We start from the raw sequence: 16,520 nt of genomic DNA, 5'->3' as shown, positions 1-16,520 counted from the left end.
TCAGCGCTTGTTCCGCACCGGCAGCGGCATCTCGCTGGCCGGGATTTCGCGCACCAGTTCCAGCAGGTCCCACTCGTTCTTCTGGTCTTTCTTGATCTTGAAGTGGTACATCGGCTGGATCGCCTGGTGGTCTTCCTTGCGGAAGGTCATGGTGCCTTTCGGCGACTCGAAGCTCATGCCTTCCATCGCGGCCACCATCTTGTCGCCGTTGCCGTCGCCGACCTTGGACAGCGCCGCGACCACGGCGCCGGCCGCGGCCATGCCGCCGGCGGTGAACATGTCGGGCGGCGCCTTGAAGCGCTTGGTGTGCTCACTGACGAACCAGTCGTTCATCTTGTTTTTCGGGAAGTCGTAGTAGTAATAGATCGTACCCTGGGTGCCGGCGAAGTTCTTCCAGGTCTTCATTACCGGCAGGATATTGCCGCCAGGGGAAAGGATGATGCCGTGGCGCTCGGGCTTGAGGTCGGCGATCTTGTTCATCGGGTTCGGGCCGGCCCAGACGATCTGCAGGATGCGCGGCTGCGGCTTGTCCTTGAGCGCGTCGAACAGGCGCTGCGACGAGGCGGTGAAGTCGGTGGTCGTCATCGGTGCGTATTCTTCGTGCACCACCCTGGCCTTGCTGCCGGTGGCACTCAGGGCTTCCTTGCCGGCCTTGATGGCGTCGCGCCCGAAGGCATAGTCCTGGGTCAGAAAGCCGATGCTGCCGCCTTTCAGCGTGCTGGCGGCGGCCAGCGCGTCCTGCATCGAGCTGCGCGCGGTGCGGAAGATGTACTTGTTCCACTTGTCGCCGGTGATGGCGTCGGCCACCGCCGGCTCGATGATCAGGACCTTCTTGTACTCCTTCGCCACCGGCAGCATCGCCAGCGCCGAGCCGGACGAAGTAGTGCCGACCGCGATATCGACCCGGTCGTCGCCGTAGGCTTCGGCCAGCAGGGTGCGGCCGAGGTCGGGCTTGCTCTGGTCGTCCTTGACGATGACCTTGATCTTGCGGCCGTTGATGGCCATGGTGCCGCCCGTGAGGTATTCCAGGCCGAGCATGAAGCCGGTTTCGGTCTCGCGCGCGTAGGTTTCCAGGGCGCCGGTCTTGCCGGCGATGAGGGCGACCTTGAAGTCCTTGCCCTGGGCCAGGGCTGACGGGGCTGCGCCGATGGCGAAGGCGGCGGCCAGGGACAGGGCGAGCGGTTTGATCATGTGGGGCATTGCAGGGTCTCCTTTATCTGTTTTATGGCACCCGCGCCATGAAGGCGCGGATCGCCTCGAGGGCGTCGGGTTCGGTGAGCATCGGGGCGTGGCCGACGCCGGCTACTTCGGCGTAGTCCATGGCGGGTGCGGCGCCGCGCATCCAGGCTGCCTGGCGCGGCTCGACCAGGTCGGACAATTCGCCGCGTACCAGCAGCGTCGGGCGCTGGCGGGTCAGGCGCCGGAACGCCAGGCGCAGGGCGAGCGAAGTGGCGGGCAGTTTGCCGCTGCGCAGGCTGGTGGCGATGCCGGGGTCGTAACGCGGGCATAGCTGGCCGTCGTCGCGCTGTTCGAAGGCGCGTCTGGCCCACTTGGTCCATTCGCTGTCCGGGTTCGTTGGGAAGGCGCAGGCGTTGATGTCGCGCACGTGGCAGACCGCGTCATCCCAGCTGGCGAAGGTCGGCTGCTTGCCGGCGTAGCCGGCGATGCGTGCCAGGCCGCGCTGGGACAGTACCGGGCCGACGTCGTTCAGGACCGCGGCGGCGATCAGATCGAGGCGGCGCGCGGCCAGGGTCATCGTGATCAGGCCACCCATCGAGGTGCCGATGAAGACGGCGCGCTCGATGCCGAGGGCGTACATCAGGCCGGTGACGTCGTCGGCGTAGACGGACAGGGTGTAGTTGTCGGGATTCGGGTCGCGCGCGGAGTGGCCGCGGCCGCGCACGTCGAGGGCCAGTACGCGGCGGCCCATGGCGGCCAGCTGCGGAGCCAGCTCGTCGAAGTCGAGCGAGTTGCGGGTCAGGCCGTGGATGCAGATGACCGGCAGGCGGGCCGGACCGCCGGAGCCGGGGTAGTCGCGTGCGTAGAGCGGGAGGCCGTCGCTGCTGGTGTGGCTGATGGGGGTGAAGAGGGGCACGCGGGTGGTTCCTGTTCTGGGTTGTCTGGGTGGTTCCTGTTGAACGGTGCTGGTGCTTGTGGTTCTCGACTTCGGATGGGAACTTGGGTCCCCGCCTGCGCGGGGATGACGTTCGTTAGCCAACACATCGAACCAGATGTGTTGGCTGTTTGTCGGCCTAAGAGAGGCAAGCTCGCAGCCGCTGCCTTAGAACCGCAACTCCAGCGTGGCCGAAATAGTCCGTGGGTTACCGTAGAACGCGGTCAACGTGCCTTCATTGCCCAGGGTCGGGAACAGGTAGCCGGCGGTCTTGTAGTGCTCGTCGTTCAGGTTTTTGCCGTGCAGGCCGGCGCGGACCTTGCCGTCGGCGCGGGTCCAGACGATGCTGGCGTCCCAGATGCGGTACGAGTCCTGGTCGAGCAGCGACACGGTCTCGAACTGGTTGGTGGCGCCTTTATAGGAGACGCTGCCGATCAGCGAGACGCGGCCGGCGCGGCCCATGATCGGCAGCGGGATGTCGTAGTTGGCGCGCAGGTTGGCCGAGTTGCGCGGGGTGTTCTGGAACACGCGCTGGTCGGCCACGTTCACGCCGGCCACGATGTATTCCTTGTAGTCGGCGTCGATGTAGCTGTACATGCCGGCCACCATGAAATTCGGCGTGAAATTGGCGATCGCTTCCAGTTCGGCGCCCTTGATCTTGGCCTTGCCGGCATTGGTGGTGACGCCGGCGAAGCTGTCGTCGCGGCCGTCGCCGTCCGAGTCGATCGCCACCGAGCCCGGAATCTGCACGTCCTGGTAGTCGCTGTAGAACAGGGCGGCGTTGGTGGTGATGCGCCCGCCGTTGAAGGCGGATTTCAGGCCCAGTTCCCAGGTCTCGATGGTTTCCGGCGCATACCCGGCGCGCGCGGTGGCGAGCGGGATGCGGGTGCCGACCACGTTCAGGCGCGGATCGAACCCGCCGCCCTTGAAGCCTTCGGAATACGAGGCGTACAGGTTGTGGGCGCTGTTCATCTTCCAGTTGACGGCCACGCGCGGCGTGAATTTTTTATCTTCGCGTTCGAGCAGGCCGTTGCGCAAATCGGTGTCGGTGCGGAACAGGATCGCGCCGGGATTGCCCATCTCGGGCGAGCCGGCCAGGCCGAAATAGATCTGGCGCAGCACGTCGGCTTCGCGCTTGTCGACCGTGTAGCGCCCGCCCAGCGACAGGTTCACCGTGTCGGTCAGGGCGTAGCTGCCATCGAAGTAGGCGGCCCAGGCCTTGGTGTCGATGTCGCCCATCGTGTAGGTCGAGGTCGGTACTGCGCCGGCCAGGATGGTGTCGAACTTGTTGAAGGCGTTGGCGTCCATGTAGTACAGGCCGGCCACGCCCTGCAGCCGGGCGCCGGTGTAGGTGACTTGCAGCTCCTGGCTGAACTGGCGGTTGGTGTACAGTGCCGGCACTTCCATGTCGACCACCGGCAGGGCGTCGAAGTCGATCGGCGCCCACGATTTGTCGCGGCGGGCGGCGGTGATCGACTTGACGCTCCAGACGTCGTCGACGCGGTATTCGATGGTGGCCGAGCCGCCATACGAGCGCACTTCCTGGTCGCGCCCCAGCGCCTTGGTCAGGTTGCCCTGGGTATCGAACACGTCGTCCAGGATCGGCCAGTTGCCGCTGCGGCCCGGAATCAGACGGTGCCCGTTCTTGGGATTCGAATCGTCCTGGGTGAAGTCGCCGGCCAGGCGGATGAACAGGTCGGAACTGGGCGTGAGCTCGGCCGAGAGACGCCCTGCGGTGACGTCCTTGTCGTAGTTGCCCTTGCCGGTGAACAGGTTGTCGCCGAAGCCGTCGCGCTTGAAGCGCGCCACGGTGCCGCCGATGCGGGCGGTGTCGCTCAAAGGCGTGCTGGCCGTGATCACGGCTTCCTTCTGGCCGTATTCGCCGACCGTGGCGCGCACGCGCAGGTCCGGCTGCGGTCCCAGCTTGCGCGTGACGTATTTGACCGCGCCACCGATGGTGTTGCGTCCGTACAGCGTGCCCTGCGGACCGCGCAGCACTTCGATCCGTTCGACGTCGTAGATGTCGGCTACTGCCGCCTGCGGGCGGGCCAGATAGATGTCGTCGATATAGATGCCGACGCCGGACTCGAAGCCGGCCAGCGGATCGGCCTGGCCGACGCCGCGGATGAAGGCGGTCAGGGTCGAGTTGGTGGCGCGCGAGGCCTTGAGCGTGGTGTTCGGCAGCGCCAGCGCCAGTGCGGTCACATCCGGCACGGCCTGCTTGGACAACTGGTCGGCGCTGAAGGCGGTGACCGAGACCGGCACGTCCTGCAGCGTCTCTTCGCGCCGGCGCGCGGTGACGACAACTTTTGATACGTTTTCTTCGGCCGCGGCCGGGGCGCCTGCAGCGTCCTGGGCATGCGCCACATTCATGCCTAGCCCGAGCGTGCCGCCGGACAGCGCCAGCAGCGCCGCCGCGGAATTGTTCAGCAGCCTGGATTTCTTTCTGGTTCTACGCATTGTTGTCTCCTCGTTGTCGGTATCGGCATGCGTGGTGGCGCTTGTTGGCGTTCTGTGACGCGCATGCCGAGCAGTGTGCATCGGTAGGGTTTGGTTGAACAGTCAACATTTGCCCACCCCGTTGTGCGTGAATGCACAGGCCGATGCACCGACTTCGTGCGTGTCGTGAACCAGGTTTTGACAGGAGGAACATGCCGCACTGCACAATTGCTGAGCGTGGACAATCACCTTGGGCAAACTGCTTGCAGGAGGAATGTGCACCGGTGCACAATGAATTACTTTGATCTTGGACAAGCGGACCCATGAATACGCTGCCTGAGTGGACCGACCTGCGCTTCTTCCTGGAGCTGGCGCGCGCCGGCACCCTGTCCGGTGCCTCGCGCCGGCTCGACGTCGAGCACACCACGGTGGCGCGCCGCATCGACCGTCTCGAGCACCAGCTGGGCGCGACGCTGTTCGACCGTTCGCGTGAAGGCTACGAACTGACCGAGGTCGGGCAGGCGCTGCTGCCGCATGCCGAGGCGATGGAAGGGGCGGCGCTGGCCGCGGCCGAACAGATCGGCGGCGCCGAAGTGGCGGCGCACGGGGTGGTGCGGCTGGGCGTACCCGAGGTGTATGGCGTCAAGGTGGTGGCGCCTCTGCTGGCACGCCTGCTCGAGCAGCATCCGGATTTGCAGATCGACCTGCTGGCGCTGCCACGCTTCGCCAACCTGGCCAACCGCGAGGCGGATCTGGGCGTGATGCTCGATCCGCCGTCCACCGGACGCTACGTGGTGACGCGCCTGGCCACTTTCCGCTTCTACCTGTACGCGGCGCCATCTTACCTGGAGCGTCATCCGCCGATCCGCGAGCAGGGCGACCTGGCGCGTCACGATTTCGTCGACTACGTGCAGGATCAACTGGCCAGCCGAGAGCTGTCCTACCTGAACGAGCTGGGCTTCACGCCGCGCCGGCGCATGTGCTGCTCGGGCATGACCGCGCAGCTGGAAGCAGCGGCGCTCGGCATGGGCCTGATGATGGCGCCGCCGTACGCGGTGCCGGACGATGGCCGCCTGGTGCCGGTGCTGCCGGGCTTCTTCGCCGAGCGTTCGTTCTGGCTGGCCGCACCGACCGACCTGTACCGGCTGCGCCGGGTGCGCGTGGTGTGGGACATGCTGCGCGAGTACGCCGACAGCCGCCCCGGGCTGTTCGTGCACGGCGCGGCGCCGGTGATGCAGGGTGGTGCACGTGCAGCATCGGCGCCGGCGCCGGCGCCGGCGCCGAAGAACGCCCTGCGCCGGGTCGCATTGCCCAAGACCTGAACGCGCGGTATCCTCGCATACCACCATCTTCCGAAGGGCCCCATGCGCAGCCAGATCAGCGACGACATCACCTTCCGCAAGCTCGAGATCCTGCTCGCCTACATGGAGGGCGGCAACCTGAACGCCGCCGCGCGCATGCTCGACATCAGCGCGGTCAGCGTGCACCGGGCGCTGCATTCGCTGGAAGAGGGGATACGCTGCCAGCTGTTCAGCCTGCAGGGCCGCAACCTGATCCCGAACGAGGCGGCGCAGGTGCTGGCCGACGTCAGCCGCGAAGTGGTCAAGCTGATGGCCGACGGCATCGCCGCTACCCGCTCGGCCGCCGGCTATTCGGCCGATCACCTCAAGATCGGCTCGCTGTATTCGCTGACCACCGGCGTCATTCCCGACATCCTCATCGGCATCAAGCTGCGCAAGCAGGAACTCGAGACCGACCTGGTGCTCGGCTCGAACGCCGACCTGCTGCACAAGCTCAAGGGCAATGCGATCGACGCCGCCCTGATGGCGGTGCCCGATCCCGATCCCGAGATCGAATCGATCGCGCTGTTCGAGGACGAGGTGTTCTTCGCCGCGCCTGCCAATTCGCCGTACGCCCGAATGAAGGAGGTCGACCTGCGCGAATGCGCCAACGAGAAGTTCGTGTGCCTGAAGGACGGCTTCATCACCTTCACCGGCTTCCAGGAAGCGTTCCGCATCGCCGGCTTCACGCCCAGCATCGTCACGCGCGTGGGCGACATCTTCTCGCTGATGAATCTGGTGGGGGCGGGGATCGGCTACACGCTGCTGCCGGGACGCGTGCGCAATGCCTTCGGCGACAAGGTGCAGCTGATTCCACTAAAAGGCGAGTACCCGATCCGCCAGACCATCGGCCTGAATTTCCTGCGCGTGCGCGAGCGCGATCCGAACCTGCTGGCGCTGGCCGCGGTGTGCCGCATGCTCAAGCACCGGCCCGGTTGAGCGGCGGTCTTTACACCATTTGCGCTACCCACGCGACATACCGTTACTGCCGATAGTTCCGCTGACAGTAAACGTCGGCCCAAGAACGTAATTGATCTCGGCAGGATTCGCGGCTACCTTTACGTCACAAAATAGCATAACAAAAGAGCATGCCCGGGCCCGCCAACGGCGCTTCCTGCCGGCACTGGCGCACGGTTCGGGCATGCATTTGGAGACGTATCACCAGCGGTGACCGGACCACACAAACACCGGCATCGCGCGTTGAAGGAGGTCCGCTGTGTCTTCTCATGTGATTGCAATCTGCGTACTGGCGCTGATGTTCGTCGTCGCTACCGCCATGCCCATCAATATGGGCGTCATCGCCTTCGTCGGCGCCTTCCTGGTCGGCACCGTGATCGCCGGGATGCAGGCCAAGGCCATCATGGCCGGCTTCCCGGCCGAACTGTTCCTGACCCTGGTCGGCATCACCTTCCTGTTCGCGCAGGCCCAGAACAACGGCACCATCGACTGGCTGGTCAGGCTGGCGGTGCGCGCCGTCGGCGGGCGCATCGCCGCCATTCCGTGGGTGATGTTCGCCATCACCGCGCTCCTGACCTCGGTCGGCGCGGTGAGTCCGGCGGCGGTCGCCATCATCGCCCCGATCGCGCTCGGCTTCGCCGCCAAGTACAACATCAATCCCTTGATGATGGGCCTGCTGGTGATCCACGGCGCCCAGGGCGGCGGCTTTTCGCCGATCAGCATCTACGGCGGCATCACCAATAAAGTGGTGCAGGAAGCGGGGCTGCCGCTGTCCGAGCTGACCACCGCGTTCACCAGCCTGGGCGTCAACCTGGCGGTGTCGATCGTGCTGTTCTTCGTGTTCGGCGGTGCCAAGCTGATGCGCCAGGAAGTGCCGAAGTCGAAAGCGGGCGCCACCCTTCCGGTCTCGCCGTTCGGCCCGCCGGTGGCGGTGGCGGCGCAGGGGCCGCAGATCTACGGCGATGCCGAGAACGAATCGGGCAGCGAGGAGCGCCTGACGGCCCAGCGTTCGAGCGCGGCGGTCGGCGCCATCGGCGGCACTGCCGGCGTCGGCGGTGCCGGAGCCAGCCCGGCGGCCAGCGGCCATGCCGGCGCACGCGACGAACTGCACGAAGGCCCGACCTTCCACCAGATCGTCACCGTGGTCGGACTGATCGCGCTGGCCGTGCTGACGCTGATGTACAAGCTCGACATCGGCTTCGTGGCGATCTCGATCGGCTTGCTCATCTCGATCCTGGCGCCGCAGGTGCAGAAACGCGCCATCGGCCAGGTGTCGTGGCCGGAGATCATGCTGATCGTGGGCGTGAGTACCTATGTCGGCGTGATGCAGAAAATGGGCACCATCACCTGGGTCGGCGACAGCGTCGCCAGCATGACCTCGCCGCTGATCGTGGCGCTGCTGCTGCTGTTCGTCGGCGCGGTGGTTTCGGCCTTCGCCTCGTCCACCGCAGTGCTGGGTTCGCTGATTCCGCTGGCGGTGCCGTTCCTGTCGGCCGGCACGGGCGTCGATCCGATCGGTTTCATCGCCGCCATGGCGGTCGCCTCGACCATCGTCGACGTCAGCCCGTTCTCGACCAACGGCGCGCTGGTGCTGGCCAGTGCCCAGCACGTGGACCGCGACGTGTTCCTGCGCCAGCTGATGATTTATGGCGGCATCGTCACCCTGGTCGCGCCGCTGGTGGTGTGGCTGCTGTTCGTGGTGCTGTGACGCAGTGATTTGACCGTGGCGCCCTGACGCAGCCGCGTCGGGTGCCCAATTTTGGGGAAGCCAATGAATGCAGTAGAAAGCCGCTGGACCAGCCAGCAAAACAATCGCAGCGCCCGCCTGGCACGCGCCGGGCAGGCGCTGGGAGATGCGCTCAACGGCAAGGTGGTCGAGGCCGCGCGCATCGTCGACCTGCTGCATGCCGTGCTCGAACCGGGCGACCGGGTATGCCTGGAAGGGAACAACCAGAAGCAGGCCGACTTCTTGGGCAAGGCGCTCACGCGGCTCGACCCGCAACGCGTCAACAACCTGCACATGCTGCTGTCGGTGCTGTCGCTGCCCGAACACCTGGACGTGTTCGACAAGGGCATCGCCGGGCGCCTCGACTTTTCCTTCTCCGGGCCGCAGGCCGGGCGCCTGGCCAAGCTGGCGCAATCGGGCAAGCTCAATATCGGCGCGATCCACACTTACCTGGAACTGTTCGCGCGCTACTTCATCGACCTGACACCGCGCGTGGCACTGGTGGCGGCCGAAATGGCCGACCGCGAAGGCAACCTGTACACCGGCCCGAATACCGAGGACACGCCGGCAATCGCCGAAGCCACCGCCTTCAAAAGCGGCATCGTGATCGCCCAGGTCAACCAGATTGTCGACAAGCTGCCGCGCGTCGACATCCCGGGGGACTGGGTCGGCTATGTGGTGCAGTCGCCGACGCCGTACTACATCGAGCCGCTGTTCACGCGCGACCCGGCCCAGATCTCCGAGATCCAGGTGTTGATGGCGATGATGGCGATCAAGGGCATCTATGCCGAGTATGAGATCGAGCGGCTGAACCACGGCATCGGCTTCGATACCGCCGCCATCGAACTGCTGCTGCCGACCTATGCGGCGGAGCTGGGCCTGAAGGGCAAGATCGCGCGTCACTGGGCACTGAATCCGCACCCGGCGCTGATCCCGGCGATCGAAGCCGGCTTCGTCGAATCGGTGCATTCCTTCGGCTCCGAACTGGGCATGGAAAACTATATCCGCGCGCGTCCGGACGTGTTCTTCGTTGGCCCGGACGGCTCGATGCGCAGCAACCGCGCTTTCTCGCAGGCGGCCGGCCACTATGCCTGCGACATGTTCATCGGCTCGACGCTGCAGATCGACTTGCAGGGCAATTCGTCGACCGCGACGCTGGGCCGCATCGCGGGTTTTGGCGGCGCGCCGAACATGGGCGCCGACGCGCGCGGGCGGCGCCATCCGAGCGCAGCCTGGCTCAAGGCAGGCCAGCAGGCGCGCGAGGGGCGCAACACCATCCCGCGCGGGCAAAAGTTGGTGGTGCAGATGGTCGAGACCTTCCGCGAGCACATGGCGCCCGCTTTCGTGGAAAAGCTGGACGCCTGGCAGCTGGCCGAGCAGGCCGGGATGGCAATCCCGCCGGTGATGATCTATGGCGACGACGTCAGCCACATCCTGACCGAGGAGGGCATCGCCAATCTGCTGCTGTGCCGCAGCGATGAAGAACGCGAACAGGCGATCCGCGGCGTGGCCGGCTACACCCCGGTGGGGATGGGCCGCGACAAGCGGATGGTCGAGAACCTGCGTGACCGCGGCATCATCCGCCGTCCGGAAGACCTCGGCATCGACAAGCGCATGGCGACCCGCGACCTGCTGGCCGCCAAGAACATGAAGGGCCTGGTGCGTGCTTCCGGCGGTCTGTACGATCCGCCGAAACGCTTCAGGAACTGGTAACAACAAAGGATTCTCATGGAAACGCTGCAATTCAGATTCGGGCAGGGCGCCCGGTCGTTGGCGGGTATCCCGCAGCTGGTCGGCGTGGTCGGCTCCGGCAACCTCGAAGTATTGATCGAACCGGCGCCTCTTGACGGGGCCTGCGAGATCGAAGTGCGCACCGCCGCCGTCGGCTTCGGCGCCACCTGGCAGGCGGTGATGGACGATTTTCACGAACGCTGGAGCCTGGCCGACGCGCGCATCAGCATCAATGACAACGGTGCCACGCCGGCGGTGGTCAGCCTGCGTCTGGACCAGGCGGTCGAGTCGCTGATCTCTCCTTCGACTGGAGGCACGCCATGAGCAGTTATCTGGAACTGACCGCGCGCCAGCGCATCCCGGCGATCTTCGATGCCGGCAGCTTCGAGGAATTCCTACCGCCCGCAGCGCGCGTGGCCAGCCCGCACCTGGCCCAGCTCGATTCGCCGGTGTCGTTCGACGACGGCGTGGTGGTCGGGCGCGGCAAGCTCGGCGGCCACACGGTGTTCGGCGCGGCCCAGGAAGGCGCCTTCATGGGCGGCGCGGTGGGCGAGGTACATGGCGCCAAGCTGGCCGGCATGCTGCGCCGCGCGATCGACGAACGCGCGCATGCGGTGCTGCTGCTGCTTGAATCGGGCGGAGTGCGTCTGCACGAAGCCAACGCCGGCCTGATCGCGGTGTCCGAAGTGATGCGCGCCATGCTCGACGTGCGCGCCGCCGGCATCCCGGTGGTGGCGGTGGTGGGCGGGGCCAACGGCTGCTTCGGCGGTATGGGGATTGCTGCGCGCTGCGCCAACACGGTGATCATGTCCGAGGAAGGGCGGCTGGCGATGTCCGGCCCCGAAGTGATCGAGACCGCCAACGGTGTCGAGGAATTCGATTCGCGCGACCGTGCCCTGGTTTGGCGCACCACCGGCGGCAAGCACCGCTACCTGATGGGCGACTGCCAGGTGCTGGTGGCGGACGATACCGCCGCCTTCCGCGCCGCGGCGCAGGAGGCGATCGCGCAGCTGGTCGAGGGCGAGGTCGGACTGACCCTCGAAGGCCTGCTCGCCGAACAGGACATGCTGGCGCGGCGTCTGCGCGACGCCGAAGGCGCAAGCGAACCGATGGAAATGTGGCGCCGGCTCGGCGTGCCGGATCCGGCGCTCGTGCCGATGCTGGAAGCTGACGCCTTCCTCGAACTGGCGGCGCAGCATCGCGCCGGCCTGCAGGCGGCAAGCGCAGCTACGGGAGAACGATAATGGATTGGCAGACATTGGCAACACAGCTGTTCCCGAGCGGGCACGACATCGTCGAGCGCGACAACTTCCTGTCCGGCAGCGCCCAGGTCGAAGGACAAACAGTGGACGTGATCGGCACCACAGGCCACGTCCCGATCGGCATCGAGATCGCACTGGCCCAGGCGACGGCGATCCTGAACACGGTGCAGCAGCATCCTGGCCGCCCGATCCTGATCCTGGTCGACACGCAAGGCCAGCGCCTGCGCCACCGCGACGAGATGTTGGGCATCAACAGCTACATGGCGCACCTGGGCAAGTGCGTCGACCTGGCGCGGCGCAAGGGGCATACGGTGATCGGCCTGGTGTACGACCAGGCGCTGTCGGGCGGTTTCATCACCAGCGGCCTGATCGCCAGCGCCTGCTTCGCGCTGCCGCAGGCGACCATCCGCGTGATGGGCTTGCCGGCGATGGCGCGCATCACCAAGGTGCCCGAAGAACGGCTGACCGAACTGGCGCGCGATAATCCGGTGTTCGCGCCGGGGCCGGAAAACTACCTGCGCATGGGCGGGCTGCACGGCATCTGGGAAGACAATCTGGCGCAGCAACTGGCCAGTGCGCTGCTTGATTGCGGCCCGGATGACCGGCGCATGGCGCTCGGCCGCGAGCGTGGCGGACGCATGCTGGCGCAGCCGGTCGCCGACGCGGTGAGGACTGGCAGCGATGTTCGCGCGGCATGACCTGGTCTGGCTGACCAGCCGCGGCTGGCAGCGCGTGCGCGCCAGCGCGCCGGTCGAGGCCATCGGCGCGCTCGACGGCTGGCGCGATGGCGGCTGGCCGGCCGTGGTGCGGCGTGCCGAGGCCGACCTGGCGCCGGGCGAGGTGGCGATCGGCTTCGCGCTGCCGCCGCGGCGCGAAGATGGCGGCAAGCTGCGCGTCGGTTGCCGCGTCGAGCTGGCCGACGTCCAGCGCCGCACCCGCGCCTTGCCGCTGGTCGGCGCGCTGGATGCGGTGCCGCTCGCGTGGCGTGAAGGACTGGCGGCACTCGAACGGCAGGCAGCCGATGCCGGGCTGGGCTTGGCCGTGTACGGATCGGTGGCGCTGGAAGCGCTCACCGGGATGCATTATCTGACCGAAACATCGGACATCGACCTGCTGCTGCGCCCCTTGAATCGCCAGCAGCTGATGGCCGGACTGGACCTGTTCGCCGCGCATGCGGCCACGCTGCCGCTCGATGGCGAAGTGGTGTTCCCGGATGGGCGCGCGGTAGCGTGGAAGGAATTGCGCGCCGCATTCGATAGTGCGCCAGGTTCACGCGTGCTGGCCAAAGGGCTGGAACGGGTAGCGCTGGTGCTGCCGGAAGAACTGATGGCGACGCTGGAGGAACAACGATGGTTGAATTGACGGGCCTGCACATGGCAGTATCAAAAGATCCTGGTGCGACGCCGGGTGTGGCGTCCGCTACGGCCGCAGGCTTTGCCGGCATCGAGGACGCTGCCGCCAAGGCCTTCTGCCGGCAGATGGCACGGCGCGCCGTGCGCAGCCTGTATGCCGAACTGGTCTTGTATCCCAAGCCCGGCCTGGTCTCGCTCGTCGACAACGGCAGCCACACGGACATGAACGCCGCTATCTTCATGCGCAGCATGTTCGCACTGCGTCGCTACTTCCAGAAGATCGCGGAAGCGGGAATGCGCGACGCATCGTTCCACGAGCTCAAGCGCCTGGGTATCGACGCCGAGGCACGCATGCTGCGCGCTACCGGCGGCATCAACACCCACCGCGGCGCCATCTTTTGCCTTGGCCTGCTGTGCGCGGCGATCGGCCGCTGCCGCGCGCAGGGACTGTCCATGACACCTGCAACGATCCAGTCGATGCTGGTCCAACGCTGGGGCGACGAACTCGCCGGCCACAGCCTTGACCCCGGCACACGTTCGCACGGCGCCCAGGCACTGCTGCGCTACGCCGCCAGTGGCGCACGTGAAGAGGGCGCACGCGGCTTCCCGTCCGTGTTCGACGTCGGCCTGCCGGCGATGCGACGGACGCTGTCTGCGGGCCGTTCCATGCGCCTGGCGCGGGTCGATGCGCTGTTCGCGCTGATGGCCCACATCAGCGACACCAACGTCTACCACCGCGGCGGCCCTGACGGCGCACTGACCGTGCGGCGCATGGCGCGCGCTTTCGTCGCGCGTGGCGGCAGCGCCGCGCCGGACTGGGAGGCACGCGCGCTGGCCTGTCACCGCACCTTTGCCGCGGCGCGCCTGTCGCCGGGCGGCGCTGCCGATCTGCTGGGCGCGGTCTGCCTGCTGCAGGCGGTGTGCGAGGTAACGGATTAGCATGGCTGGCCGGCTCGCCATTCTGTGTCCGGGACAGGGTGCGCAGCACGCCGCCATGTTCGACATGGCGCGTACCGACCCAACAGCTTGCCGGGTGCTCGAGCAATGGTTTGAAGACCCTGAGCTGGGCGAAGTGCTGGCCGCCACCCGCGATGACGACGCCCGCTTTACCAATCGCGTCGCGCAACCGTCGATCGTGGCGGCGACGCTGGCAATGTGGGCCGCACTGGAGCCTGGCATGCCGGCGCCGGCGCTGGTGGCCGGCTACAGCATCGGAGAATTAAGCGCCTATGGCGTGGCCGGCGCGCTCGATCCGCTCGACACCGTCAAGCTGGCGCTGGAACGTGCGCGCTTGATGGATGCCTGCCTGGACGAAGGCGGTCCGCAGGCGATGGTCGCGCTTTCCGGCTTGCCGAGGGCGGAGCTCGATGCGCTGCTGACAAGATTCAGCTTTCATCCCGCGATCGTCACCGGCGACGACAGCCTGGTCGCCGGCGGCCCGGCCGCGCAGCGCGAGCAGCTTGTCCAAGCGGCGCAAGCAGCTGGCGCCAAGCCGACCATCCTGCCGGTCTCGGTGGCCTCGCACACGCCTTTGCTGCAGGGAGCAGTAGAGCCCTTCGCCGCGCTGCTGCGTGCTCAACGCTGGAACATGCCGGCCTTCCCGGTGTTGTCCGGCATCTCGGCCGAGCCGGTGCATGACGCCGCCAAGGCAATAGCCGAACTGCCACGCCAGATCGCCGAGCCGATCCTCTGGCGCGAGTGCATGGACGCGCTGGCCGAAGCCGGCACCACGGTCGCGCTCGAACTGGGTCCGGGCGCGGCACTGTCGCGCATGTTGCAGGCGCGCCACCCGCAGATCGCCTGCCGTTCGGTGTCCGAATTCCGCTCGCTGGACGGGGTTCGCTCCTGGCTTGATAGGAACCTCACCTAGCATTCATATCCGTGATGTCTGATATTGCCACTCAGAATTGGAAGTTCTTCTGAGTCGCCTATATAACGGTGGTATCGCAATCGTTATCTGGCGTTGCCGCGAACGGCAATGCAATGAAGGAGTCACACCATGAAGAAGATCCTGAGCGCCGCAACCCGCGCCCTGGTGGCCGCCGCCGGTGGCCGCGCCAAGAGCGTCATGCGCAAGCAAGCCGCTGCCACCAAGCCGTACACGGAAGAATATCGTTCGAACGCCGGTGGCTGGAACTGAGCGACGCGCAAGCGCACGGCAGCGTCCTCCAGGCGCCGCCTCGATCAAAAACCGGATCCGCAAGGGTCCGGTTTTTTTACGGCCGGACGAAACTGGGGACGGGCGGCGCATCGCCAGGCGCGTCCAGCGCACCGCCTAGCTGCCTGCCCTAGCCTCAATCTGCTCGGTCGGGCGCGCGGTTGCGAAACGGCGTGCGCTCATTGAGCTCATCCATGTAGTCGTCGATCCCGCCCGCTTCGCGCTTGAGGAAATTCTCGACCGCATCCGCAAACGCCGGATGCCCCAGCCAGTGCGCCGACCAGGTGCGGGTCGGCAGGAAGCCGCGCGCCATCTTGTGCTCGCCCTGGGCACCGCCCTCGAAGGTGGCGATACGCTGTTCGATGCAGAATTCCAGCGGCTGGTAATACGCCACTTCGAAATGCAGGCACGGCACATGTTCCAGCGCGCCCCAGTAGCGGCCGTACAGCGTGTCGGCATCGTGGATCACCAGCGAGGCCGCGATCGGCCGGCCTTCGCGCTCCGCGATCACGAGCAGGATATTGTCCGGCATGGCCTCGCCGATGCGCAGGAAGAAGTCCAGGTTCAGGTAGGGCGTCGAATGGTGCTCGCGGTAGGTGTTGCGGTAGCAGCGGTTGAACAGCACCCAGTCCTCGCGCGTCGCCTGCGTCCCGCGCACCCGGCGCAGCGTCACGCCCGCTTCATGCACCTTGCGCCGCTCGGCGCGGATGTTCTTGCGCTTTTTCTGCTCGAGCGTGGCGAGGAAAGCGTCGAAGCTGTCGTAGCCGGCATTCAGCCAGTGAAACTGCACGCCGCTACGCAGCAGGAAGCCGGCCTCGCGAAGTGCCATCGCTTCTTCTTCCGGCGGGAACAGCACGTGGGTGGACGACACCTCGGTCGCGCGCTGGGTTGCCGCCAGCACGTCGATCAGCGCCGCGCGTGCATCGGCATCGCGCGCCAGCAGCCGGCCGCCTGCCACGGGCGTGAACGGGATCGCCGACAGCAGCTTGGGATAGTAGTCCAGGCCGTTACGCGCGTAGGCGTCGGCCCAGGCCCAATCGAACACGTATTCGCCATACGAGTGGCCCTTGACGTACAGGGGCAGGGCGGCGGTAAGGCTGTCGTCCGCCTCGTCGAACAGTACCAGGTATTGCGGCTGCCAGCCGGTATCGGGCGCGGCGCTGCCGGATTCATGCAGCGCGTGCAGGAAAGCGTAGGAGAGAAATGGGGTCGGCTGCGCCTGCTGCCGGACCAGCGCATCCCAGCGTTGCTGGCCGATCTCCGACAGGCTTGAAACGATATGCGTGCGATAATTCAAAATGTCTTCCATCTAAGAAGAAAAAGCATGACAGCGGTCGGGTAATGACAGTTGGGCGGATCGTCCCGCGGCCGGGTTGGCATGCGCCGCCGGATCGCGCTCCCGGGTTACCCTGCGCCTGTCACAACGCGAAAGAACAACCATG

15 protein-coding genes are annotated in these 16,520 nt (G+C 66.5%); 11 read left to right on the top strand and 4 right to left on the bottom strand.

Features of this window, described 5'->3' with window-relative positions:
• The 3 genes from RTQ83_RS00560 to RTQ83_RS00550 form a co-directional block, all read right to left on the bottom strand.
• Entirely contained in the window at window positions 1-1,200 is a 1,200-nt protein-coding gene (locus RTQ83_RS00560) for a substrate-binding domain-containing protein (RefSeq protein ID WP_312510569.1), read from the bottom strand.
• 22 nt (window positions 1,201-1,222) lie between these two features.
• Window positions 1,223-2,095 (bottom strand): alpha/beta hydrolase, encoded by an 873-nt coding sequence (locus tag RTQ83_RS00555; protein WP_312510568.1) that lies wholly within the window; start codon window positions 2,093-2,095, stop codon window positions 1,223-1,225.
• A 186-nt stretch (window positions 2,096-2,281) separates the two neighbouring features.
• Window positions 2,282-4,573: a TonB-dependent receptor gene (locus RTQ83_RS00550; protein WP_312510567.1), complete on the bottom strand. Its 2,292-nt coding sequence runs from the start codon at window positions 4,571-4,573 to the stop codon at window positions 2,282-2,284.
• 302 nt (window positions 4,574-4,875) lie between these two features.
• Here RTQ83_RS00550 and RTQ83_RS00545 point away from each other — a divergent pair, with 302 nt between their 5' ends.
• The 11 genes from RTQ83_RS00545 to RTQ83_RS00495 all read left to right on the top strand — a co-directional run bounded on the left by RTQ83_RS00545 (window position 4,876) and on the right by RTQ83_RS00495 (window position 15,060).
• Entirely contained in the window at window positions 4,876-5,874 is a 999-nt protein-coding gene (locus RTQ83_RS00545) for a LysR family transcriptional regulator (protein WP_312510566.1), read from the top strand.
• Window positions 5,875-5,916: 42 nt separating this feature from the next.
• Window positions 5,917-6,831, top strand: a complete 915-nt coding sequence (locus tag RTQ83_RS00540) for a LysR family transcriptional regulator (protein ID WP_312510565.1) — start codon at window positions 5,917-5,919, stop codon at window positions 6,829-6,831.
• 277 nt (window positions 6,832-7,108) lie between these two features.
• Window positions 7,109-8,557 (top strand): SLC13 family permease, encoded by a 1,449-nt coding sequence (locus tag RTQ83_RS00535; protein WP_312510563.1) that lies wholly within the window; start codon window positions 7,109-7,111, stop codon window positions 8,555-8,557.
• A gap of 63 nt (window positions 8,558-8,620) precedes the next feature.
• The gene (gene mdcA, locus RTQ83_RS00530; protein WP_312510562.1) at window positions 8,621-10,288 is read left to right on the top strand and encodes a malonate decarboxylase subunit alpha; all 1,668 of its coding nucleotides are present in this window, start codon (window positions 8,621-8,623) and stop codon (window positions 10,286-10,288) included.
• A 15-nt stretch (window positions 10,289-10,303) separates the two neighbouring features.
• Window positions 10,304-10,630 carry a malonate decarboxylase acyl carrier protein gene (gene mdcC, locus RTQ83_RS00525; protein WP_312510561.1) on the top strand — a complete coding sequence of 109 codons (327 nt, stop codon included), beginning with the start codon at window positions 10,304-10,306 and terminating at the stop codon, window positions 10,628-10,630.
• On the top strand, window positions 10,627-11,550 hold the full coding sequence (locus RTQ83_RS00520; protein WP_312510560.1) for a biotin-independent malonate decarboxylase subunit beta: 924 nt from the start codon (window positions 10,627-10,629) through the stop codon (window positions 11,548-11,550). Before mdcC ends, RTQ83_RS00520 begins: the two co-directional genes overlap by 4 nt.
• The gene (locus RTQ83_RS00515) at window positions 11,550-12,266 is read left to right on the top strand and encodes a biotin-independent malonate decarboxylase subunit gamma (RefSeq protein WP_312510559.1); all 717 of its coding nucleotides are present in this window, start codon (window positions 11,550-11,552) and stop codon (window positions 12,264-12,266) included. Before RTQ83_RS00520 ends, RTQ83_RS00515 begins: the two co-directional genes overlap by 1 nt.
• The gene (gene mdcG / locus RTQ83_RS00510) at window positions 12,250-12,930 is read left to right on the top strand and encodes a malonate decarboxylase holo-[acyl-carrier-protein] synthase (RefSeq protein WP_312510558.1); all 681 of its coding nucleotides are present in this window, start codon (window positions 12,250-12,252) and stop codon (window positions 12,928-12,930) included. The genes RTQ83_RS00515 and mdcG overlap by 17 nt, the downstream gene beginning before the upstream one ends.
• Before the next feature lie 11 nt (window positions 12,931-12,941).
• A complete protein-coding gene (gene mdcB, locus RTQ83_RS00505) occupies window positions 12,942-13,859 on the top strand; it encodes a triphosphoribosyl-dephospho-CoA synthase MdcB (RefSeq protein ID WP_312510557.1) in 918 nt (305 codons plus the stop codon).
• Window position 13,860: 1 nt separating this feature from the next.
• The gene (locus RTQ83_RS00500) at window positions 13,861-14,790 is read left to right on the top strand and encodes an acyltransferase domain-containing protein (protein ID WP_312510556.1); all 930 of its coding nucleotides are present in this window, start codon (window positions 13,861-13,863) and stop codon (window positions 14,788-14,790) included.
• Window positions 14,791-14,919: 129 nt separating this feature from the next.
• Window positions 14,920-15,060 carry a hypothetical protein gene (locus RTQ83_RS00495; protein WP_312510555.1) on the top strand — a complete coding sequence of 47 codons (141 nt, stop codon included), beginning with the start codon at window positions 14,920-14,922 and terminating at the stop codon, window positions 15,058-15,060.
• Between the two features lie 154 nt (window positions 15,061-15,214).
• Here the strand turns inward: RTQ83_RS00495 and RTQ83_RS00490 are convergent, their stop codons facing one another.
• Entirely contained in the window at window positions 15,215-16,375 is a 1,161-nt protein-coding gene (locus RTQ83_RS00490) for a GNAT family N-acetyltransferase (RefSeq protein WP_312510554.1), read from the bottom strand.
• Window positions 16,376-16,520: the final 145 nt, after the last annotated feature.

The organism is Massilia sp. (assembly GCF_031995545.1).
Classification (GTDB): domain Bacteria; phylum Pseudomonadota; class Gammaproteobacteria; order Burkholderiales; family Burkholderiaceae_D; genus Telluria.
This window is presented reverse-complemented; position numbering and strand designations above follow the sequence as displayed.